A 20,987-nucleotide genomic window follows, 5' to 3' on the forward strand; every position below is an offset into this window, starting at 1 on the left:
CGCATCAGTTCGTTGATAGATCGGCACGATAGTGAGCGCCGTAGGGATGTACGAAATAGGCGTTCGCCCAAATCCCCGCCTTGTCCCGCCGAGCCTGCTCCTCGGCTTTTGCGTATTCCGGAAAAACAGGACGTCCGGCACCATCACGGGCAGCAAACGCCAGTCCTCTGCTGATGAGCGTTTCCGAAAGCGATTGGACCCCGCCATCTCCGACAAAGAAGCACTCGGCATAGTGAACCGTGGGTGTTCCGGGCGCATTTCCGAAGACATGACAGGGAAATGCGTTGCCCGCACCTACCTCTGCCTCATTGAGAGTCGCTGTCATTCCCGCAAGCGAGACCATCGCGCATGTTGTCCGCAATCCAGTGAACTCTACTGCTGCTGTCGAAAGGCAGCCCTGAGCGCCGGCTAGTTTGACAATCGTCCCATCGAGCGCGACGAACCCAGTGCCGGTAAGGGCACTTTGAGGTCTGATGGTTTGCAGGTCGAGCCGCGTTGCAATCGAGGATGTATCGAGCGGCAGGATTGGCGCCGGTATCAGATCGCGCCCCTGCGCGTAGGCGTGTTGATAGTACTTGACGAAGTCCGCAGCGGTATCGGTATCGGCCGCAGCAGCCCGGGGCAGCGCGATGAGGATGTTGACGAGGGTGTGGGAGAGGAGGCGATCGAGCCGCCATGCGCCATTCTTCATGTCCGCATCCGCCTTGTTTCGACGTTTTCGATCATGCACGAAATTATACCGCAGTGCAAGTCTGGAAAATGCATGCGGATTGGAGTATGCCTTGTCCAGGCACTGAAAATCGCAAGCGGAGAAAAGCGGATGTCAGCGTTCAGGCAGTCACTTAAGGTCGTTGCCTTCCCGTTTCGGGCGGCGTGGTTCGTCGTTTTGAGCGCCAATTTTATCATAGTGTCGGCTGTGGGCCTGTTTTTTGCGTCGTTCGTCGCATACGGCGTCGCGCTGGTATTTTCATATGCGTTTCTTCCCACAGAATGGACGCAAGCGCTGTGGCAATGGGTAGCTGATCTCTACGCTCATTCGTCCTGGTTCAAAGCGGCCACGATCACATTCTTCGCGCTGGTGTTTTTACCAATCCTTCGCTTTTGGCCGGGGAGGGATCCGGTTGCGGATGCAACTCGTGAACGCGAAATGACACGGCTGAACGAGGATTTGATTGCCGCTCGGCGGCAGGAAGAGCTACGAGCCAAACTTCGGGCATGACGAGGGCGGGTTCGTCCACAGCGTGGCGGAGATGTCCGCAATCTTTTGCCGCCACCATCGAACTCCCTTCCTCCCAACAGATGCAAGATGGTGAAGAATTCCATGGCAGTGAAACCACTTTCCCTCGCAATCTCGACGTTCAAAGGCGGTGCCGGCAAATCAACCCTGAACGTCAATCTCGCAGCCGAGTTCGCGCAGCAGGGACATCGAACGCTCCTGATCGATTGCGACGAGCAGGAGTCGTCAACGCGCTGGTACAATGTCTCGATGAAGCGCGGGCTGCTCCCGACAGACGGCACGTTGCTGCATCTGCGCGTCGCACCTGGCGACAGGTTTCGCGACCGCCTGGCCAACGCACCTGAAGCGGATATCCGTATCTATGACGTCGGCGGCTACGTGCATCAACGGGCTATCGAGGTTTATCACGAGTGCGATGCGGTCCTCATTCCGATCATCCCGGAGCCGACCGCTGCGACGTCAGCAATCAAGGTGGCGACGATCCTGAAGGAAATATCCAAAAAGCGCGCTGCAGGGCCGATCCCCTATGCGGCCATCTGGAATTACATCGACATGATCGCGCTCAAGCACAACAGGTCACTTCCCGAGGTTCATGCGATCCTGACGAGCGGCCGGATTCCGATGGTGGAGACGGTAATCCGGAAGAGCAATCATTTCAGCGATGTCGGAGCTGGTTTCGGCTCGCTCTATTCCAAACTGGCAAGTATCGAGAACAATTCCTCGCTGACCCGATCGGCAAAGCGGCGGGCATCCGAGAGCGTGCTCGATGCGATTGATCTCGTGAAGAAGATCAACAACGAATTCATCGGCCTGCTGCAGGCGGAAGCGGCCTAACGTATGTCGAGGGAACGGACGCCGGCCGGCAATATTCTTGCCCTTGCACGGTCCAGGGAGGACCAGGCGAAGGAGGTGGAAGAGAGTGCCACGTCTTACATGCCGACGGATATCGACCTTGAGACGCTGATGCCAGATGAGGCTCTGGAAGCAGAAGCCGAGAGCCGCGAGCCTCAGGCGCGGCGGCAACCAGCCAAGACCCGAAATCCCAGTCCACTGCCACCGCAAGCGATCGCCACGGACGCTGAAACAAAGCGCAAGCGTATCTCGCTCTATCTCGACGACGACGTACTGACCAAGATATTCCGCGTGTCGCTGGAGCGGCATGAACAGCTCTCTTCTGCGACGCACCGGCTGATTTTAGAGGCGCTGAAGGCGAGGGGGCTGTAACCAGATGCGTGAGTCCGCCGTGATGTTCCGCCTCCCCGTTCACATTCTGAGCAATCTCGAGGCCGTGTCTCGGAGGCTCGATGTCTCTGTGAACATTGTCGCCAAGCTCATCGTCACCAGAGAGGTCATGCACATCCCTGCGATGCTCGAAGAACATGACCGTCAGTTGGCAAACATCCACCAGTTCCTGCGAGAACTTGCTTTTCGAAACGAGGAGTTCCTTTCCGAAGGAGACGTTCTTGCTGCAAGCGCGAAAGCGATTGCGCAGCAGCTCGAGAACGTCATGGGTGCGCTCGATGCTATCAGAGACGCAGCCTACGTCCGGCCCTCTACCTTTATCGCCGATTTGATCAGGAACCATGATGACCGACATGTCCAAAAGTCGCTTCGCATCTAGGTCCCAGGGCCGCCGACTGCCGGGCTACTTCGAGCTTATAGAAGACGAACTCCGGCGACGAGGCGGCGGTGGAGGCGGCGCCGCAAAACGACCATCGTCGGCCAAGGCGGTTCCGCGCGCCGGCAAACATCCCGGCGCTGCCTCGGCTTTCAGTCGTGCTTCCGGCAACAATGCGGTTGTCGTCAAAGTCCTGTCGTATGGGGCGGGCGCGGCTTCAGCGCGCAACGTGCTTGCCTATCAGAGCAAGGAAGAGAAAGCGCACGACCAGGATGGCCGCGAGGTTACCGATCTGCGAGACGCTGTGCGGTCCTGGGAGCGAGAGTTCGGCAACCGGAAAGGCAGTCAGGATATTCTTCGCCTGACCTATGAACTGGAGAATGCCAACCGCGACGATATCGCTCGTGGTCTTGCTTCTCTCGCGGAAGATGGTTTCCGTCAGTCCGGCGACACAGATCGGACCTACGCGTTCAGCGTCAGCGAAGGCGTGAAGGGAGGAACCCGTCTGCAGTTTGCCCTGGTCATCGCTCACGAGAAGAAAGACAGGTCGGATCGAAGCAGCGCGAACCGGGTTCCTGCGGAAATAGGGGATGTGCGTGCGATCGACGATCGATTGGACAGGGCTCTGCGGGACACTGGAACTACTCCGGTTTCGCGCTACCCGGCGGAGTTTTCCTCTGGACCCAAAGGCCTGACGGCAACCCTGCATGCCATGCAGCGGGCAGGGGCGGAGGTCACGCTTTCTACAAAAGCACGCATCGAGGAGCGGCCTGGCAGGAGCGGCCGGTATGAACTCGGCGAGGTGCGGCGCGAAGTCACGACCAGGGACCACAAGGTATTGACCGCGGAGGGCAGGACGGTTGGGGTTCTCATGCAGACCCGGCAATCCCGGGATTTCATGCACCTTTTGCTCTCAGGACCAGCCAATGTAGATCGCGGCCAGTTCATCCTCGCTGGCCGAGATTTCCTGCGGGAGCAATTCGCGGGGCATCGTTATGCCTATGCTGTCCACAATCGTCACGACCCCGATAAGCACCCGCACCTGCATGTGATTGTCGCGCTACGCGATTCGAACGGGAAGACGCTCAACCCCAACATCCGTGACTTCACCGAGTGGCGTGTCCGCTTTGCCGAAAAGGCGCGAGACCGGGGTATCCCGATCGATCGTCAGAAGCGCATCGAACGCGCGGGGCCGCCGCCGGTGAAGCGATGGGAATGGGAGATGTTCCGGCGGATGGGCGCAACGGCTCCGGGCAACGTCGTTGATAAAGTCATGGCGAGGGTGCGTGACACTCCGACCGCACCGAAGCGCCAGGATGCTCGCATCCGGCTCGAACAGAGTCGGCGGTCCGTCGGACGTGTCATCGAGATGCTGGAGAAAATCGCAAAAGATCGATCGGCCCCCAGCACCGCACGCGATCTTGGTCACGATCTGTCCGTGGGACTTCGTCGGGAATACCAACGGCTCGAAACAGCGGTACAAGAAGGCCGCGATCCCATACGAGAGAAAGGCGAAGAGCACATGCTACGATCCACTCCCATTAGTGCCGCGCAGGCAAGGGCGGCGAAAGAAACACTGGCGAACACAGCTTTGAGCGTTGCTGCCAAGATCGCCAATCCGTCTGATCGGTTGATCTTCGAGCAAGCGACAAAGATCATCGGCAAGGTGGTTGGGCTGCAGCTCGATTCCCGCGTCGCGAAAAATCGGGATCGTGCGGAGGCTGGCAAGGATAAGCGCGCTTCGGATAGCCTGGAGACGAAGTCGTCGACCGGACGCGACCATGTTGCGGAGCAGGGCGTCGTCAACAAGAGTTCGAGCAACCGTGCTGTCGATCAGTCGCGCATAGCTCGTTCGAATGCCGAGCATGATAGCTCTGAAAAGCGGCCGGACCGCCAGAGAAACCAACAGCGCGATCGCGAGATACCGAAATCGATCAAGCTGCGCCCGCCGCAGGAAAAGGATCGGGACCGCGGTCGGTAACCGAAAAAGGCGAGCTGCATGAACGAGAAAGGCTTCACCAGCCTTCATCTCGACTACGGGGCCCGCTTACTCTAGATCCAAGGCATGCTTGATCATCATCTTAAGCCAACCGACTGTCGCCCGCCGGCTTGTGTTGGAGGGCGCGCGAGCGCTTAATCCTGGATAAAAAATTTCCTTGAGACCCGGCGTCTCTGGGCTGACTCGGGGTGCCTCTGCTTTCCGCACCAATACCGTCCTGTTGAGATCGGCTTCGTACCATCCCGTCAGTTCCGTTATCAGATCGACTTCAGATCTGCTGTGCGAAGGCTGGCGCTGTCGTAGGTCCGATGTACAGGCTGCGTCTATCCAGAAGTCGGGCAGGGCGCCTGATACCTTCAGAAGATCGTCGAGCAGCCGTGTCAGTGTCGCGCTATCGATACGGACACGCGTGTCGAATGGCGGAGCTAGATGACGGGAAATAAACCCGAAACGAACATCGAGGTCACGCATGTCCTGAAGCATTGCCACGAAATCAGCATCGATATCGTCGAGTGTCTGGTCTTCGAACTGCGGCTTCTGCCTCAGGAGGATGTCGTCACGCTCAAAAATGACTAAGCCGGTTGAACCCACTTGCCTGCGGATGCAATGCACGTCGAATACGTCAGAATCCATAGCTGCTCTCAAAGCTGAAATAGCTTCCCCTGTGCGCTGTCGATTGCGATCTGTGTCCGTTCAAAATAAGCGCTAAGGCGCTGCTTTCACTCGAGCGGCGCCTTGCTGAAAACTGACATTTGGTAACTACGGTGCTTATCGCAGATTGCGTGATGGAATGAGAATCCTAGCGAAACCAAACGAAATGTCGGGCGCAGGGTATTGATTCAGAACAGAAAGTTTTTTATGGACGCGTGAGCGAAAAGAGCGGGAGGCCCGCTCTGCTTGTAGGCCATCAGCAAGATTCCTTGCGGTCCTCGTACTTTAGCCTCGTCGCGACAGAAAACGCTTTAGGCTCCAACCTGCGAGCAAAATGTACGGGGGCATCGCGAGGGAATAATGACCGCAGTTCAGCTCCAGGACGTTTGGCCTCGCCCCGACTTCGTGTAGTTTTTCGATGAAGTGTTTCGATAGCTTGGGTAACACCACCTTGTCTCTGGTCGCGATCACCGCGTGAAGAGCAAGATCGGGTCGCGCGAGTTTATGCGCGTAGTTCTCCAAATCCAGCGGACCCCACGCCCTACGAAGATCGGTGATCTCGATCGCACGCTCCAGGCCATCACGTATCGTCCGGGTCGCACGGCCTGTCCAAACCATGTCAGCGAGGCTACCCGCCGTCAAAAACAAGGACGCCTTTGTGACAGTCGGTTCATGTGCCGCGATCAATCCCGCAACCCAGGAGCCAAGGCTCATGCCGAGAACCGAGATCTCTCGATAGCCTTCGCTTTTTAGCCAGCGGATGAGTTTTCGCCCGTCCCATACGGCCTGCCTTACAGACTGGATCGTTCGGCCGAGATTCGCGCTGAGCATGTCATCGGCATAGAGCGAGCCAGGACGGCTTCGCTCGAAGTGATAGGGCATAGCGATCTCGACGGTCGTAATCCCCCGCCGCCAAAAGAACTTGGCGATCTGATGATTTCGACGGCTGGCGTTCCAGTGATGGAAGATCACCAATGCCTGATTGCGCGAGCCGCTTTCGGTTACCTTCGCCCAAACAAAGTTATTCTCTTCGACGTCCGTTAAAATGTCCGAAGGATATTTCAACCACCCATCTTGTATCTCAAAGCGATCAACGCTCTCGCTCGGTTCGTCATAAAAGCTTGAATCAGCCAGAGCCTGGTCGGCAAGGGCACAAAACTCCTCGATAGTTCCTACCCTCTTCTCACCCGGGAACGCGAGGCAGCTGTCAAGAACGATAGTTGTCGCTTTCTTCGCTTCCTCGCCACGCCGCGCCCGCTGCTCGTCCCAATGATCAAGCCATTTATGATACACTCTGATTGCCTTCCAATTCAGCATTTCGCCGTTGGCCGAACTCTGGATCAAAGAGGCCGTATAAGGCGAGTAGAACACTAACGCCGAGGAAGATCGAAAAGCCGGCAAAGGCATCGATCAACAGATAGCTGGCAAAGAGGAGGCCTACGACCGCTGCCATCTTCCACAAAATCACACGAAACCTCTTTCCTAGACCCAAACGAAGAAAACCGTATACAAAAACGACACAGGTTGAAATGGCGACAAGCAGGCTGCTGTAATGTGTCGGCATTCGATAGCCCAAGCTTTCGCTACCATCGGGGTGGCCATCGAGGACCGAAGACATATCGTGGATCAGCCAGGTCACGACGTCTTCTCCATTCGAGCTCAAGTATGCGCTTTGGATCTTCATGCACACGGCGACAAGAACACCAAGGACGGTGCAGCGGAAAATTCCCCGCATGATCCTAAGGCGAATCTCCGCTCGTTCGCGCCGATGCGCTACGTCTGGCTGCGCCTTTGCGTCTCCTTCGATTTTCCAAAGATCGTGGACAATCGTATGAAGCAAAATCAGGCCCGCGAAAAAGAGATAAAAGCAAATGCTCATGTAAAGGTAGGAAAACGCGGTGAACACGATTTCCACTGGCACCGATATGAGATCAGGCTGCACAATCGCTATCGTGCCCCAGCTGATGGCGTAATCGCCACTACCCTCCAGCAGAGGGACGAGACACACGCCGATCCATTGAAGAAGGCCAGCTACTAAGATACAGATCAGAAAAACAGCCCAATAGGAATACGAATAAGAGCGAACATTGCTCGCCCAGGCTTTGGTGCTTTCTGAGCTATCGGCGTATGCTACCAGGCGTAAGCGTGCATCCTGTTTCCAAAAGGCCAGCAGCTCAATCACGACTACGAAAAATAGCGGCAGGAGTACCATGAAGAGAAGGGTCCAGTTCGGTGCCCATAGGAAACCAACTTCCTTAACGACGCCGTCCGGCCGCCCATAGGTGATGCTGGCGATCCCGACGATGTACGACAAAAACCCGAGGGCGGAAGCACCGGCGAATATCGATGCCGGAAGGTTCAAAGGGGATCCATGACTGAAAAGCGCTTCCGATCTTTCCGCTAAGCTGAAGCGTTGTCTTTCTCGGGAAACGTCACTGTCTTGTGCGAGCCCGCCTGCAGGATGGGTCTCACCATCAGCGGACACAGACGGCGGCGTCTCTGGAGCGACCGATGCCGTGCGTCTTGCCGATTTCTTCAAATCTCGCCTTTTGGAGGTAAGGCGCGATTGCGCCGCGCTGAGCTCCGTGAGCCATTCGCTCGTTGCTTCGGGATCATCGCAGCCATAGATCCGTGCCAGCCAACGAATGTTGGAAGGGCTGATCCCCTTGTCGTTTTCTTGAAACCAGAGCTGAACTGTTCGCAAATCGACGCCGAGCCGGTTGGAGTCGATCTGTGATATCGCCTCAGCCAACAATTCTGGCGTCCATGGGCCTTGCGGAAACCCGTCCCGACCCAGGGGCCGGCCCGCGCCGGCGGCGGCTAGTTGCTTGAACAGTTCTTTGAAATCGCGCCCGTCCTTCGGAGGGGGGACAAAAATCTTCCCGTTTTTTTCCAATGGCTCAAATGCTCAAACTTGGTTCGTCTCATTGACGCGAGAGGTCACATTGCACCGCGATTTGGGGCACAGCTAATCTACCTGGAGTATATTTGCCTCCTTCCGATTGGTAAAGAAATAAAGCTTCCCGCAGGAGGAGAAGCCGTAAGATTTACGTGGATGTTCAATGGGTAGTAGTTTTCAAATGTCACAACGCATGCGATTCGCCCGCAGGGGAGGGAACAGGCTATCGTTGCAAAATACGATCCAAGGTTGCGAAAATCGCGTAATCTAATTTATGGAACCGAAAAAATCTGACGGCAAGTACCTGCAAACCGGAGTGAAGGGCAGGGAGCCTTGCACGAAGCATCGGCGTGACGCCCCGACCCTAGGCCCCGGACCATCTGGATTGACCCCCGAAAGCTGGACATCGACCTTCGGGGGTCAGTTCACATCATCGGGCCTTTTGCTGGACTTATCTGTCCCGGCGGGTGGGACCCGACCACAGCAGGGCGAGGTGAGCCCCGTGGCCGCTTCCCCTCGCGCTCCCCTCCCACCCCAAAGGTTCGAGAGTTGGTATCCGCGAGATGCCGATACCGTGTTCGCCGGAAGTGAGGGGTAACTTCTACCATGTATGGATTTTTTGACGACAGACTCAGGTCCTGTGGCGATTTCCCGCCGCTTGGCAATTTCGTCATTGCTGGCGCGCATCTGCACGAGCGTGCCAAATGCGGCTATGACGGCAGGCTTCGCCAGCTTAATCGATCAGCGAAGCCGATTGATAATTGTCGTTGGGCTGCGGCCTCCATATCATGATCGCACAGCCTAGTGCCGTGTCGGATTCTTCACACATATGTCCAATACCTGACGTAGTTCTATGCTTTGAAAGTCAGATAGGGCCTCCGGCGTTGACGCCGAAGATGGCCCCTGGGAATTCGGGTGACAACGTTGCGAGAGTTGTGATCGCGTTGCTGGCAACCTGGCTTTTTAGCTTTTTAGAATTGATGGTTAGGCTAAAAGTTCTCTTGGAAGCCAGCTTTGTGGCTGCCTCTTCATGGCGTTGAATAGGATGTCTCGACCAAAGTGGGATTTCCGGCTACCTTGATGATCAGGCACTCGCGCTGTGAGGATTAGTTTTAACTGCGCCACCGACCTGTTCGGGCGATTTCTTGGTGTAAGCAGGCCCTGAGGGGTATATCGGTCACGTGTGTCCCCTTTGCCTTAGCGCCGGCCATCTGACCGCTTCGCCTGATGTACACATGGCACGCAGGAACACAGAAAGCTTTCGCGAACACCGCAACACTTGCCTTGCGGCGCGCATGGATTCCTTTCGAAGGAAATAGAGTACGGATCGTGTCCCAGTACGTGGTGTAGGTGGCGGGAGGTAGCAAAGCCGAGTGCCCGCGCGCTTCTCGTTGCGCTGTAGCGGGTGATCGGCTTTGCGGGCGGCCATCGGTGTTTTCCGCTAGGGTCGGGTGTTTAAGACCAACCTGACGGAAAGACCACCAATGACCAATGACCAATGACATGATGACGTGCGCTCCCTCGTTGAGAAGAGCGCGGATGCAGATTATTGCGTGAGATGATTGGCTTTGCCGCCGAGCGGCGGATGGAGCTGGAAGTAGGCTCGGCCACGGGTGCAGAGGTCGAGCTTCGCATCCCGAAGCTGCGCAAAGGCAGCTACTTTCCGAGCTTCCTTGAACCGCGCCGCATGGGGCATGTGCCCAGATGATTTCGCCAGCCGCCATAGCTTCCTTGATCAGGGGGATGGCCGAGCCGCCGCAGAGCCGTTGAAACAGAGGCCCCCGAAGGAGCCCCTGCATCTCGTTGCAGGTCTTGCGCGATTGGAATTTTTGGCGGCCGCAGGGGAGCTATCGAAGATTCGGCCAATCCGATGCTCGAGGATTACTCGGCAGCCTCTTGAAAGGTCGACATGAGCCTATTCGAAAGAGAGACGAAATTCCATTGTTGAGCAGGCGAACCGTTAAACTGGAATAGCCAGATCCGATTGCCGGTACTCGTTCCACGAGCGTCGTTGTCAATGCACAGCCGGTTGTCGCCGTTGCTAAGGATGAAGCCTGGTTTCTTGAGCAACTCCCATCGCTGCTTCTCGTCGGTGGGGTTGTAAACCTTGAGCGAGAGCTGAGCTTGTGGATCAAGGCGATCGGATCCAATCGCCAGATTGCCAGCGCTCGAGTTCAACGTGATGGCGCCACTATCTGAGTTCAGATCCCAGAGAGCGTGGCGATAAACCGTCGAGTCTTTTTTGCGGAGTACAACCTTAGCGCCCTCCTTCTGGTCGTCAACCCCGAGCACGAAGTCTGGATTCTGTTTAAACTCGATTACGTACTGTCCCATTTCTTGCCTCCTGTTGATTTGTTGGCTTCGTGAAGGCAGGTCTCCGCCCGACGGTGTGACACAATCGGGTGTGTGAGCCTTCACCGTGGTCTGAGCAAGGTATGTGCCAAATCGTACTATGATCGTGTCCCGGGAGGTGGTGTAGGTCGCGGCTGATGGCCGTGCTTTCCCGACATGGGTCGGAAGGGGATATCAGCGTGCCACAGCGGGCAGGCTGATTTGGGGATCATCGCTCATTTGGGCCATGGTCTCAAGCGTCATATACCTGGCGCGTTGAACGGCCCATTCATCATTCTGTTCGAGCAGCAATGCACCGACGAGACGGACGATGGCTTCGTCGTTCGGAAAGATGCCGACGACCTCGGTGCGTCGCTTGATTTCGCCGTTGAGACGCTCAATTGGATTCATCGAGTGCAGCTTTGCCCGGTGCTCTTTCGGGAAGGCCATGTAGGCGAGCACGTCCTCTTCAGCGTCGTCCATGATGGTGGCAAGCTTCGGCACTTTCGGTCTGATTTGATCGGCGACACTGCGCCATTGAGCGCTTGCTGCCTCCGGGGTCTCCTGGGCAAAGGCCGTCGCGATGAAGGCGGATAATCGCAGACCAAAGGCTGCTGCGGCTGATGGGATCTGCTCCTACGACGCCTGGCCCGGGCCGTCGGCATGCGATGCTGTAACGCGGCGTTGGCAGCCGCCGCTTCAGCCCTCCGCGGTCGGCCGAATGCCAATCTGAAAACCCTCGAGTTTTCTTTGCCGCCGCACGGTGGCAGAGGAGGGGGCGTGTCAAAGCCCGGATGCCTTGGTAAGGTTGACCCGGAAGCGGTCGCGCCGGCGCTGGTACTTGCGGCCATCTCGGCGGATGCGTGACCGAGTTGCTTCTGCACTTAGCGCTCCTCGACCTCGGCCGAGGAGGCCAGGCCTGCGCGCAGCGAGTGGCCGGAGAACTTTTCCGCACGCTCGGTTTCGGTAAGGTCGGGTCGCACGCCGGCAGCCAGTGCCGCCTTCTTGACGAGGCGCGCCACTTCCTGATCCAGCAGCCGTTCGGGGCCAACATCCTTGCCTTGACCGGTCACCCGCCGGAACAGGGGGCCGTGCGCGATCCTCGCAAGGTTGAGCCAGGTCTGCAGCGTCACGATCGGGCAGGTGGCGTCCGACGAGCCGCGGCCGATTTCCACTTCGCCAGCCGCGCTTTCCCCGCACCGTGACGACCATGCCCTTGTCAAGAATCTCGACCCAGCCGCGGCTTTCCTTCGTTTGGTCGCGGCCGACGTCGAGCCCGACGATCTCGGAACGCCGCAGCCCGCCGGCAAAACCGATCAGCAGCATCGCCCGGTCGCGCAGTCCCCAGAAGGTGCCGCAGGGCAACGTCTCCAGCATGGCGATCAGGTGTTCGGGCAGCGCCGCTTCCTTCTGGCGGGGTTGCGTGGCGTGGGTGTTGCGGATCGCGGCGAGCACAGTAGCGACATGGCGGTCCTTTCGGTCGAGCGTTGTGCCACGCCGGGCATAATTCCAGGTCAGCGCCGAAAGTCGCCGCTCGATCGTTTGACCGAATTCGACTTGCGGCCGGCGATTGTCGCGCGAGGCGGTGATCCCGTCACTCCCGGCGGCACAAGCGGTGATGTAGAGGCCGACCGTCTGTGGGTCGGGCGGAAGCACCCAACCCTTGCCGGCGGCACCACACGGAACGAGATGGCGGCCGACCACTGCGGCGCGGAAATGTCACCGGCGGCCGCCGTGCTGAGGGGCGGAGAAGAGCCCGCCTCGACGTGAATTTCGCTGTTTTGCTCGGTGATTTGCGTCATTTCTCTAATGAACGACAATGGAAGTTTATCGTTCATATCACCGTGCCGGCAAGGTGTGCGGTTTGATCCTTTATTGGTGGCAAAAACCGCGCTCATGTTTATGCTCTTCCGCACGGATTCGCTCATTGCCGCCGCTCCAACGACGTCGCCATGGCCTCACCGTCTACCAGGTTGGGGATTGGCACGCGGCCGCGACGTCAGCGAATCCGATGCTGCCTTTGCCGCAGCTATCGCTTTGAAATCGCTCGATGATCTAATCCGTGCAGACCCGCCATGGCTGGGCTGTTGGCGCGATCGCCTCGCCCTCAAATCGGCCGCCGTCGCCGCCAGGATGCACGGCCGCAACGGGGAGGAAAACAACCATCGCCTTGAACTCGAACAGTGCCGCCGCCCCCTCCCCTTGTTGGCGCTGCCGAAGTTCGGATGGTCTCGGCGAACCGCGATCGTGTTTGGTGCGGCCAGCCGCCCGCGACCGACACCAATTCGTACGGTCGATCCCACAGCTCCTCGATGAGATCGTCGATCAACAGGTCAATGCTACAGTCTTTGCCGACCACCCGCGCCAGGGTCTCTCGCCTGATCGGCTCGGCCGAGGCAAAAATCACACCGCCTCGACCCGCAGCATCTATTCCCGCCAGCGCAGCTCCGGCGGCAGGTCCTCGAGCTCGCGATCGTACAGGACTTCTTGCTGTCGCCCTTTCGCCTGTCGCCGACTGGTCTTGGCTGTGCTCGATCCCGCCATCGTCACAGCCCAAAAATCCGGAAGGAGGACCGGCCGGACAGTGCGCGCACCGCCTCAAAACTTTCGAGCCGCTCGAACAGGCGGTTTGCCGCCCAGCGTGACAGAGCGCTGCCCGGAGCGGACGCCGGTACCGCGTCTTCGGTCAGCAATCGGCGAATGACCGGATCGGCGCCCTTGGTCCGGACCTTCGGCGCTACCGCCAATAGCCGCGCCTTGCCGCCGGCCCCTGGATCATCTCCCGCGGCGGTCAGCAAGACCGCGTCGCGAATGTTAAAACACGGCAGGAGTGAGGGCCACCGAGCTACCTGGGCGCGATCATGCAACGGTATATCAGCAACTCCGATTGCAAACCTCTCGTCATTTGAGCGATAAGACCGTCTGGTCTGTTTCGACTTGAACCACGGCTTAGCGGGGGGCGGCTATGAACGCTGGGGAACGCACGGCAGGGCTTGCGAAGCCAGCATGGATGCGGCGCGCGTGGAGTTTCGCCGCCTTCTGGAAGATCCGAAGTTCCAGGCGACGGAGCGCAGCCGCACGATCCCGTCGTATCTGGTGCAAAGACGGTTTGAAGGGCACCACGATCCCGTCAAGGCCTACGACATTGCGATTGACGTGCTGGCGAGACCCCATAGCTTCGATCCCGCCGACCCCATTGTTCGCATCGAAGTCGGTCGGGTGCGGACTTTCCTGAAGCAATACTATGTCCGGCGATCATCGGATCATGCTGAGCGTGCCGAAAGGGCGCTATCGGCTGGCGTTCGGGGAGGAGGACATTGGTCCGACCGAAGAGCTGGAAGACGAGGCGACGGGCTGAGAGCAGGAGTTGCAGTCTTCAGAGCAAGGGGCAAGGAAAATCATTCTCCCGTATCCGCGCTTCGCGGCTGTCGCAATCCTCTGTTTGACATCCGTTACGGGGCGGGCGGCGCGGTTGAGTACGCGGCCGGTCGTGATCGAAAAGCCTCTGCTTGCGGTGACCATGTCGGCGTCCGAGAAGCGGCTCGAGGGCGAGGCGAGCGTTACCAGGGACTTTCTGCTTTCGGCGCTGACGGGGTTCGATACGCTGACGGTTGCCACGTCGACCGGGCAGCCCATGACCACCGACGGCCGGAGAAATCTCTATTCGGCGGAACTCAAATATTATGCCGATCAGCGGTGCGGACGATCTGGTGGCAAGTCACCGACGACGCCGACGGACATGTCGTCAAGAACGGCGTGGAATCGACGCCGACGATCGATCGGCGGTATCCGCGAGGGAGGTGCTTGTCCAGTCGCTTTCACTGAAGCTTGCCGGAGAGCTCGGTGGGATCGGGCAATTCGAGATCGAACGAGCGCCGGGCCGAGCCGCAGGCAACGTCTGCGTCCTGAAGGCCGGCATCCCCTCGATCTCCCAGGGCGAGACGAGCATCCGTGCCGCGCAGCGCTGCCTGCGGCGCACCGTCGACTGGGATCGACCTGGTGCGGAAGTGCTGGCGACGCTCGCACGGACGCAGCTCGCCCTCGATCCATCGGATACGGATGGGCCGCTCGGCCTCGCTAACCAGGCGGTCGCGATGGCCCCCCTCTCTGCACGGGCGAACACCGCCCTCATGGTGGCGCAGTTTCTGAGCGGGCGCCCCGAGGCTGCGATCGAAGCTGGCAGGCGCGCTCAGGCGCTCAATCCCGGCAGTCCGAAGGTAGCGGCCAAGCTTGCCACCGTCATGTTCGCCGCCGGCCTGGTCGAGGAAGGTGTCGCTCTGGCGGGAGAAGCTCGGGCGCCGTCGAACCGCCGCCGCGGGAAGCAACGATGGTTCTTGCGCTCAACGCATATCGCAAGAATGGTCGACGGCCTCCCTCCTTGCAGAACAGGTGAATTCGGAGACCTTCTCGTCAGGGCGTTGCGGGCCGCGTCCCTCGCTCAGCTTGGATCTCCGCAGGCCCCCGCGGGCCTCGCCGATCTCAGGCGCTTCCACCCCGGATTCGAGCAGACGTTCAGCCGGAAGATCCGGGAGAGACGCTTCAAGACCGACGTCGCCGACGCCCTTGAAGCGGGCTTGCGGAAAGCGGGCGCCGGATCACTCCCGAGTTGGCGAACGCCAGTCCGTAGCTGGATCGCGTCGCGCTCAGCCGCAGTCTGCTCCTCCCTATCCATACTGTCGACAGTCCAAGCGAACTCATGCCCCCGCCCGCGTCACTCCTCAGCCCGTCAATGTTTTGATGCAGCGAAAGCCGACATGGCTGGTCGAGGTGCCTTCCGGCTCGGCATGTCGGGCGGCCGGGCGGTAACGCCGGCAATAGTTCGGCGCGCAAAGATGCGAACCGCCCTTCAGGACCCGGCGGCGGATGCGAATTTCCGGTTGCCGAGGATCGTAGCTCGCCTCCGGATCGCCGCCGCGCGGGTTGCTCGGGATGCAGCAGGAATGTCGTGCGAGCTCGGGGTGACTCGTCGACCAGTAGTCTGTCGTCCACTCCCATACGTCGCCGATCATGTCATAGAGGCCGTGGCCGTTTGCCGGGAACGACCCGACGGCGCTGGTGCGTTCGGCACCCTTAAGCTTCGACGATCTCACGGAAATCCCCTGCCAGATGCTTGCCATCGGCATGGCCTCGGGCTCCAACTCGTTACCCCAGGCATATTCTGCGTCGTCCAATCCACCACGAGCCGCCAGCAGGACCACACTGGCAGCATTAAGTCTCGTACACAACAAGACGCGCTCCGAACCATAAGAGAACGAGTACGACTTCGTACAGCGGGTTCTGAACGATAACGATGATAAAGCCGGCAGACATCATAAATAGCCCGGCCAACGTTAGCGGCACCCCAAGAAACAATGCGGGCCGTGTCGCCGCCAGGTAAAGGGCTTCTCCCAGACGGTTACTAATCAACCACCTCCAGTCAGCGTCTTGCCGAGGAAACTCGCTCCAAACATGATGACAACGCCGCCGACAACGCCGGCGATAAGACCCAGTGAAGCGCGACCGAACATCCAGGAGAGTCCGATCGCCACGATTCCAAGAACGGCGAGTGACTGGCCGAACGGACCAAGGATAAACGTGCAAATGTTGCTAACCATTGTGGCCGGGTCGGTGCCGCCACCTGCGGATTGGGCCGCAGCTGGCCCAAAGGAGAACATGCTCCAACCCATCGCGCCGCCCACGCTAGGAGCATAGCCAGATACCAGGCGCATCACCGCGTTCGACAGGGAGAGGCGATTCAGATGTACGCGGTATCTCTCAAAGCATCGCATCATTGCGAATCTCCTTTGTTTAGATCGAACAAGAGTTGGTCTCCGGATTTACGCTCGTCCTGGTCCGGCGACGGTGGCGGACCGGATGGATCGCGCCGCCCTTCGGAGAACGACGCGTATATGAACTCCAAACATCCCATTCTTCGGATGCCGACTTTTCCCGGTCATGCTTCGGCTGCTCGGTTGACGGGGGAACTAGCTGTTGAGCGGCCATTTCAACTTTTCGCACGTAGCGTTCGCAAAGCCGTGCGTGGAAGAATCTGTGTTGTAGGCGGAGATTGGCCGACGAAGCGCCAATTGCTCCTCGTCAGCCGTCTCGCCGCCAGCACACGGCGGCGCGTCGTTGAACGGGCGCGTGGAGGCCAACAAGACGATCGACAGCGGCCCCGTTGCCTTCAACATTCCTATCTCCGCGTGCTCATAGCTAACACAGCCCCTTCGGTCGGAAGAGATGCCGTCATCTGATGTTCACGATTATCGGGAGGCTCGGTTACACTAGAGTTTTCGATTTCTACATTTCAATCTCATTTGAAGCGAAAATTGAACAGCACCGGTGCGTAGCGCAATCTAGTTGAGACTCGTATTGCCTCACCCAAGAGTGTTCCCAGAAAATAATGCCGTTGCCTCACTCGGATGTTCTCGAATGCCTCACGGGTTGTTCCGATCGTATCCCCGCACCTGGTGCAGGTGACGGAGGTAGCGAAGCCGCTCGCGAGCGCGCCTCTCAATAGCGCTGTAGCGAGCGGGCGGCTTCGCGGGCGGTCATCATGTTTTCCGGTGGGGTCGGTTGTCGAAGGCCAACCTGGCGGTAAGAGCGCGGATGACGATCCTGTATTGTTCGGTAATGATCTCACTGCCCGACCTCTATACTTTCCGTCTGCCGCGCCGCATCGGCGAATGGCCCGAACACCAGCGCATTGGCCTGTGTACTGCGCCAGATTTTCATTCGGCGCTGCACGGTTCGAATGAGCGGGGTATTTGGGGTCGGAACAAGATTTGTTCCTGGCGACACGCTAAGCTCGAACGGATCGTGAACTTTCGTCACGAACCCGCATAACAGCAGCGCGCGGCAGCAATTGGATTGAGCTGGCCGTTGCCGGGCGAACTCACTGACGATGCGCTCGAGAACAAGCTCTTCGCTCGCAACGGCATCAAACAGGGCACGAGACGCCGTGTCGAACCCAATTGGGCCGATCTTGCCGTCGAACTCAAGAAGCCCGGCGTGACTCTGCTCATCCTGTGGGAGGAGTATCGTGGGTCGCATCCCGACGGTTACGGCTACAGCCGCTTTTGTGAGCTCTTTAGAAGCTTCGAGCAACGGCTTTCGCCGACGATGCGCCAGGAACACGCCGCCCACGCGGCATTGACAATCAGTTCACGGGCCCAATAATGCGCCGTGGCGCAAGCTTCCACACCAACAAGGCATGGTCTTGCAGTCGTGAAGAATTTGATCATCTCTGACCTGCCACTGCGAATTTCCTCCAGAATTGATTAGAGTCCGGCCCATCAAAGGACGGACGAATGAAGAAGCAGAGATTTACCGAAGAGCAGATTATTGCGGTGCTGAAGGAGCAGGAGGCTGGTGCGAAGGCAGCCGACCTCTGCCGCAAGCACGGGATTTCAGAAGCGACGTTTTACAACTGGAAGGCCAAATACGGCGGTATGGAAGTCTCCGAGGCGAAACGGCTAAAGGCGCTTGAAGACGAGAACGCGAGACTGAAGAAGCTGCTGGCCGAGCAGTTGCTGGATGCGGCCGCGCTCCGCGAGCTTCTTGCAAAAAAATGGTAGGGCCTGCCGCCAAGCGCGAAGCCGTCACGCATCTGAAGGCCGTGATGGGTCTTTCGGAGCGGCGGGCCTGCCAGATCATATCCGCCGACCGCAAGACGATCCGCTACCAGGCGAACCGACCGCCGGAGACGGAGTTGCGAGCAAAGCTGCGTGACCTTGCCAACGAGCGTCGGCGTTTCGGCTACCGGCGGCTGTTCGTGCTGCTTCGGCGGGAGGGAGAGCTGTCCGGGGTAAACCGCATCTACCGGCTCTATCGCGAGGAGGGTCTTTCCGTTCGCAAGCGTAAAGCCAGACGCCGTGCTGTCGGCACGCGTGCACCGATCCTGGTCGAAGCGAAGGCCAATGCCCGCTGGTCGCTGGACTTCGTGCACGACCAGTTTGCCTGCGGCAGACGATTCCGCGTGCTCAACATTGTCGATGACGTGACGCGCGAATGCCTGGCAGCAATCCCGGACACCTCGATCTCCGGCCGCCGCGTCGCACGGGAGCTGACGACGCTGATCGAACGACGTGGCAAGCCCGGAATGATCGTCTCCGACAACGTCCTATAATCGGAATGAAACGCCGTTTTGGCAGCAGGTCGTTATCGCGTCGGTCTCCCGATGCGTTTGAATTATGATGTAGGCCCGGCCAATCGTCAACGAACGGTCTCTCCCATAACAAACACAGAGTACGCATGATCGCGGCTCTCACCGTCCTTAAGACGAGATCCTTTTTGCCGTCGAGCGGAAGGCCTGAACATTATCTACGAGGTCGCTGAGCAGCTCAACGCCTCCACGGCACTGTCAGAGAAGGGTCCTTCCGCTGTGGATCGTCCCTTCAAAGAAGGGGCGATAAGGTTCACCGCTTTTGATAACCGCATGTACGGTGCGGGCCATCTTGGCGGCGATTGCTGTTGACGCCTTGCGACGTAAATGGGTGTTGTGACGGTCCTTGGTGATGTATCGCTCGAACTTGTCGCGGAAGCTGTTGGCGCGCTGCAATATCGCGACTTGAGCTGCCATCCATAAGGTCCGCCTCAGCCGTGCATTTCCATATTTGGAGAGTTTGGTCTGGCCTCGAAACATTCCTGACTGGATTGTCGCAAGATCCATGCCGCAGAACTTCAGGAACTGGCGATGGTGTTGAAACCGGCGCAGGTCCCCAGCTTCTGCCATGATTGTCAGAGCATTGATTGGGCCAATGCCGGGGATTGTGCATAAGAGCTGGTAATCTGCGTTGTCCTTCAGCATCGCAACCGCACGCGCCTCGATCTCATTACGTTGGGCGATTAGGCTTCTGCCCTCGGCCAGGATCATACGAAACATGCAGATAGCGTCAGAGTCCGGTGCAACTGGAAGGCCTATCGAACGGGCGGACGTTGCGTAAATATCTGCCAACAAACGCTCTTTGCCAACTTTGCGACCAACCACCTCCCAGGCAGCTTTGATGAAAGCGTCCTTGTTCATGGCTGCGATGAAGTGCGGAGACGGAAACAGTTCAAGGAAAGCAAAGAACCAGTCGCTGCGCGAACTGCGGTGGAAGCGATCCGCTTCAGGGAAATACAACGGCAGGTAATGCGTCAGAATCCGATGCCACAGTTCGGTCTTCGACCTTGAGATCATATCGTGGGTCTTCGACAACTCCTGAATGTCGTTGGTGCCGCGCATCAACGGGTCATGGTAGAACTGCTCGGCACCAATGGTCATCATATGGAGGATAACCTGGGCATCCTTTGGATCATTTTTATCCCAGGAATTATGCAGTGCCTCCCTGGTCCGAGCCAGTGCGATGGACGAGATCAATTTGATCTCGAAGCCCGCTAAGCCGAGCCGATATGCCAATGCGCGATGATAGTTTCCCGTTGCCTCAAAGGCGACACGGACAGGACGCTGATAGCTACGCAGCAGGCCGATGAGGCGATCGAACTCATCGAGATTGTTGAGCACGATCACTCGACGTCGACGCTTTTTGTCCGGTGCTTCGATCAGCACCTCGTGGCGTTCTTTGGAAACATCGATAGCTGCCAGAACGGGGGTAAATGCGGTAATGTCACAATCGGTCATAGCCTGTCTCCTTTACAGTGTGGCTTCGCAAAACCACTGTGAGACCTGAGGCCTGGCTATGACCACCTGCTTCGCCTGATGGGGGCTACGCAGCTGGTCAAAGCCTCATTCAACGCAGACTTCCGAAGGTGTTACGGCACCGAACTCACCTCGAATGCTATCCTTGCTTGGTCGAAGGATCACAAGGTTGACTGGCACTACATCGCGCCGGGGAAGCCGATGCAGAACGGCTATGTCGAGAGCTTCAACGGCCGGATGCGCGACGAACTGCTCAACGAAAGCCTGTTCTTCGGTCTCGATCATGCCCGAAGCGCCATTGCCGAATGGGCGGACGACTACAATCCTGTTTCATAACACCCATCTTTCTATGTCATTGAAAGAAATAGATTTTCCTGATCTGGAGGCGATCCCGCGGGGTGGCGAGGGTTCTTCCGTACACGATCGAGAATCTGACGTGCTTGCGGGGTCGCGAGTTTGGAACGGCTGAAGATCCATGGGCCATCGGGTAGCGGATGAGCCCCCTTAATATCGCCAGCCTCGGCCGCCAGACGCAGCGTCTTTGGCGATATCCCGAGTAACTTTGCCGCACCGCCCAGATTAAGCCATGGCTCAACCCCGTCGATCTGCGGACGGAAGACCGGAATCTTGCGA

The 20,987-nt window shown here is 58.4% G+C and carries 16 protein-coding genes and 10 pseudogenes; 9 read left to right on the plus strand and 17 right to left on the minus strand.

Going from position 1 to position 20,987, the window contains the following annotated elements:
- Positions 1-4 precede the first annotated feature (4 nt).
- Positions 5-691, minus strand: coding sequence for a thermonuclease family protein (locus tag ATY29_RS06230; RefSeq protein WP_077991576.1), 687 nt, complete (start codon positions 689-691; stop codon positions 5-7).
- 129 nt (positions 692-820) lie between these two features.
- Here ATY29_RS06230 and ATY29_RS06235 point away from each other — a divergent pair, with 129 nt between their 5' ends.
- From ATY29_RS06235 to ATY29_RS06255, 5 genes are all read left to right on the plus strand, one after another.
- Positions 821-1,219, plus strand: a complete 399-nt coding sequence (locus tag ATY29_RS06235) for a hypothetical protein (RefSeq protein ID WP_077991704.1) — start codon at positions 821-823, stop codon at positions 1,217-1,219.
- Between the two features lie 102 nt (positions 1,220-1,321).
- Positions 1,322-2,071 (plus strand): ParA family protein, encoded by a 750-nt coding sequence (locus ATY29_RS06240; protein ID WP_244597355.1) that lies wholly within the window; start codon positions 1,322-1,324, stop codon positions 2,069-2,071.
- A 3-nt stretch (positions 2,072-2,074) separates the two neighbouring features.
- Positions 2,075-2,461 carry a hypothetical protein gene (locus tag ATY29_RS06245; RefSeq protein ID WP_077991572.1) on the plus strand — a complete coding sequence of 129 codons (387 nt, stop codon included), beginning with the start codon at positions 2,075-2,077 and terminating at the stop codon, positions 2,459-2,461.
- A 4-nt stretch (positions 2,462-2,465) separates the two neighbouring features.
- Positions 2,466-2,858 carry a hypothetical protein gene (locus ATY29_RS06250; protein ID WP_077991571.1) on the plus strand — a complete coding sequence of 131 codons (393 nt, stop codon included), beginning with the start codon at positions 2,466-2,468 and terminating at the stop codon, positions 2,856-2,858.
- Positions 2,824-4,836: a relaxase/mobilization nuclease domain-containing protein gene (locus ATY29_RS06255; protein WP_077991569.1), complete on the plus strand. Its 2,013-nt coding sequence runs from the start codon at positions 2,824-2,826 to the stop codon at positions 4,834-4,836. The genes ATY29_RS06250 and ATY29_RS06255 overlap by 35 nt, the downstream gene beginning before the upstream one ends.
- A gap of 66 nt (positions 4,837-4,902) precedes the next feature.
- On the opposite strand, the gene ATY29_RS06260 is transcribed toward ATY29_RS06255, so the two are convergent.
- The 3 genes from ATY29_RS06260 to ATY29_RS06270 all read right to left on the minus strand — a co-directional run bounded on the left by ATY29_RS06260 (position 4,903) and on the right by ATY29_RS06270 (position 8,401).
- A complete protein-coding gene (locus ATY29_RS06260; RefSeq protein WP_077991567.1) occupies positions 4,903-5,487 on the minus strand; it encodes a hypothetical protein in 585 nt (194 codons plus the stop codon).
- A 303-nt stretch (positions 5,488-5,790) separates the two neighbouring features.
- Entirely contained in the window at positions 5,791-6,798 is a 1,008-nt protein-coding gene (locus ATY29_RS06265) for an alpha/beta fold hydrolase (protein ID WP_097535548.1), read from the minus strand.
- Positions 6,788-8,401: an RcgA family putative transporter gene (locus tag ATY29_RS06270; protein WP_077991565.1), complete on the minus strand. Its 1,614-nt coding sequence runs from the start codon at positions 8,399-8,401 to the stop codon at positions 6,788-6,790. Before ATY29_RS06270 ends, ATY29_RS06265 begins: the two co-directional genes overlap by 11 nt.
- Before the next feature lie 1,494 nt (positions 8,402-9,895).
- Here ATY29_RS06270 and ATY29_RS06275 point away from each other — a divergent pair.
- Positions 9,896-10,091 (plus strand): annotated as a pseudogene (locus tag ATY29_RS06275) (IS256 family transposase); the annotation flags it as partial.
- Between the two features lie 194 nt (positions 10,092-10,285).
- On the opposite strand, the gene ATY29_RS06280 reads toward ATY29_RS06275, so the two are convergent.
- The 3 genes and pseudogenes from ATY29_RS06280 to ATY29_RS06290 all read right to left on the minus strand — a co-directional run.
- Positions 10,286-10,738: an RICIN domain-containing protein gene (locus ATY29_RS06280; RefSeq protein WP_011427421.1), complete on the minus strand. Its 453-nt coding sequence runs from the start codon at positions 10,736-10,738 to the stop codon at positions 10,286-10,288.
- 192 nt (positions 10,739-10,930) lie between these two features.
- Positions 10,931-11,332 (minus strand): annotated as a pseudogene (locus tag ATY29_RS06285) (IS256 family transposase); the annotation flags it as partial.
- A gap of 186 nt (positions 11,333-11,518) precedes the next feature.
- Positions 11,519-12,419 (minus strand): annotated as a pseudogene (locus ATY29_RS06290) (site-specific integrase); the annotation flags it as partial.
- Between the two features lie 218 nt (positions 12,420-12,637).
- Here ATY29_RS06290 and ATY29_RS06295 point away from each other — a divergent pair.
- Positions 12,638-12,844 (plus strand): annotated as a pseudogene (locus ATY29_RS06295) (DUF1403 family protein); the annotation flags it as partial.
- Positions 12,845-12,892: 48 nt separating this feature from the next.
- Here the strand turns inward: ATY29_RS06295 and ATY29_RS06300 are convergent.
- The 8 genes and pseudogenes from ATY29_RS06300 to ATY29_RS36755 all read right to left on the minus strand — a co-directional run.
- Positions 12,893-13,279, minus strand: a pseudogene (locus ATY29_RS06300) (SMC-Scp complex subunit ScpB); the annotation flags it as partial.
- 2 nt (positions 13,280-13,281) lie between these two features.
- A pseudogene (locus ATY29_RS06305) lies at positions 13,282-13,488 on the minus strand (DUF1403 family protein); the annotation flags it as partial.
- A gap of 1,065 nt (positions 13,489-14,553) precedes the next feature.
- Positions 14,554-15,060 (minus strand): hypothetical protein, encoded by a 507-nt coding sequence (locus tag ATY29_RS06315; protein ID WP_011427416.1) that lies wholly within the window; start codon positions 15,058-15,060, stop codon positions 14,554-14,556.
- A 393-nt stretch (positions 15,061-15,453) separates the two neighbouring features.
- Positions 15,454-15,924: pseudogene (locus ATY29_RS06320) on the minus strand (SUMF1/EgtB/PvdO family nonheme iron enzyme); the annotation flags it as partial.
- Between the two features lie 19 nt (positions 15,925-15,943).
- Positions 15,944-16,075: a VirB3 family type IV secretion system protein gene (locus ATY29_RS38475; protein WP_406550286.1), complete on the minus strand. Its 132-nt coding sequence runs from the start codon at positions 16,073-16,075 to the stop codon at positions 15,944-15,946.
- Between the two features lie 62 nt (positions 16,076-16,137).
- Entirely contained in the window at positions 16,138-16,503 is a 366-nt protein-coding gene (virB2, locus tag ATY29_RS06325; RefSeq protein ID WP_077991700.1) for a pilin major subunit VirB2, read from the minus strand.
- Positions 16,504-16,698: 195 nt separating this feature from the next.
- Positions 16,699-16,905: a hypothetical protein gene (locus tag ATY29_RS37500; protein WP_225882632.1), complete on the minus strand. Its 207-nt coding sequence runs from the start codon at positions 16,903-16,905 to the stop codon at positions 16,699-16,701.
- A 448-nt stretch (positions 16,906-17,353) separates the two neighbouring features.
- The gene (locus ATY29_RS36755; protein ID WP_165779392.1) at positions 17,354-17,860 is read right to left on the minus strand and encodes a hypothetical protein; all 507 of its coding nucleotides are present in this window, start codon (positions 17,858-17,860) and stop codon (positions 17,354-17,356) included.
- A 164-nt stretch (positions 17,861-18,024) separates the two neighbouring features.
- Between ATY29_RS36755 and ATY29_RS06345 the strand changes: the two are divergent.
- A pseudogene (locus ATY29_RS06345) lies at positions 18,025-18,833 on the plus strand (IS3 family transposase); the annotation flags it as partial.
- Positions 18,834-19,076: 243 nt separating this feature from the next.
- Here ATY29_RS06345 and ATY29_RS06350 read toward each other — a convergent pair.
- On the minus strand, positions 19,077-20,336 hold the full coding sequence (locus ATY29_RS06350; protein WP_011053446.1) for an IS110-like element ISRel25 family transposase: 1,260 nt from the start codon (positions 20,334-20,336) through the stop codon (positions 19,077-19,079).
- Between the two features lie 135 nt (positions 20,337-20,471).
- Between ATY29_RS06350 and ATY29_RS06355 the strand changes: the two are divergent.
- A pseudogene (locus ATY29_RS06355) lies at positions 20,472-20,678 on the plus strand (integrase core domain-containing protein); the annotation flags it as partial.
- 23 nt (positions 20,679-20,701) lie between these two features.
- Here the strand turns inward: ATY29_RS06355 and ATY29_RS37305 are convergent.
- Positions 20,702-20,987 (minus strand): annotated as a pseudogene (locus ATY29_RS37305) (recombinase family protein); the annotation flags it as partial.

Origin of the sequence: Rhizobium hidalgonense (assembly GCF_002914525.1) — a bacterium.
Lineage (GTDB): Bacteria > Pseudomonadota > Alphaproteobacteria > Rhizobiales > Rhizobiaceae > Rhizobium > Rhizobium hidalgonense.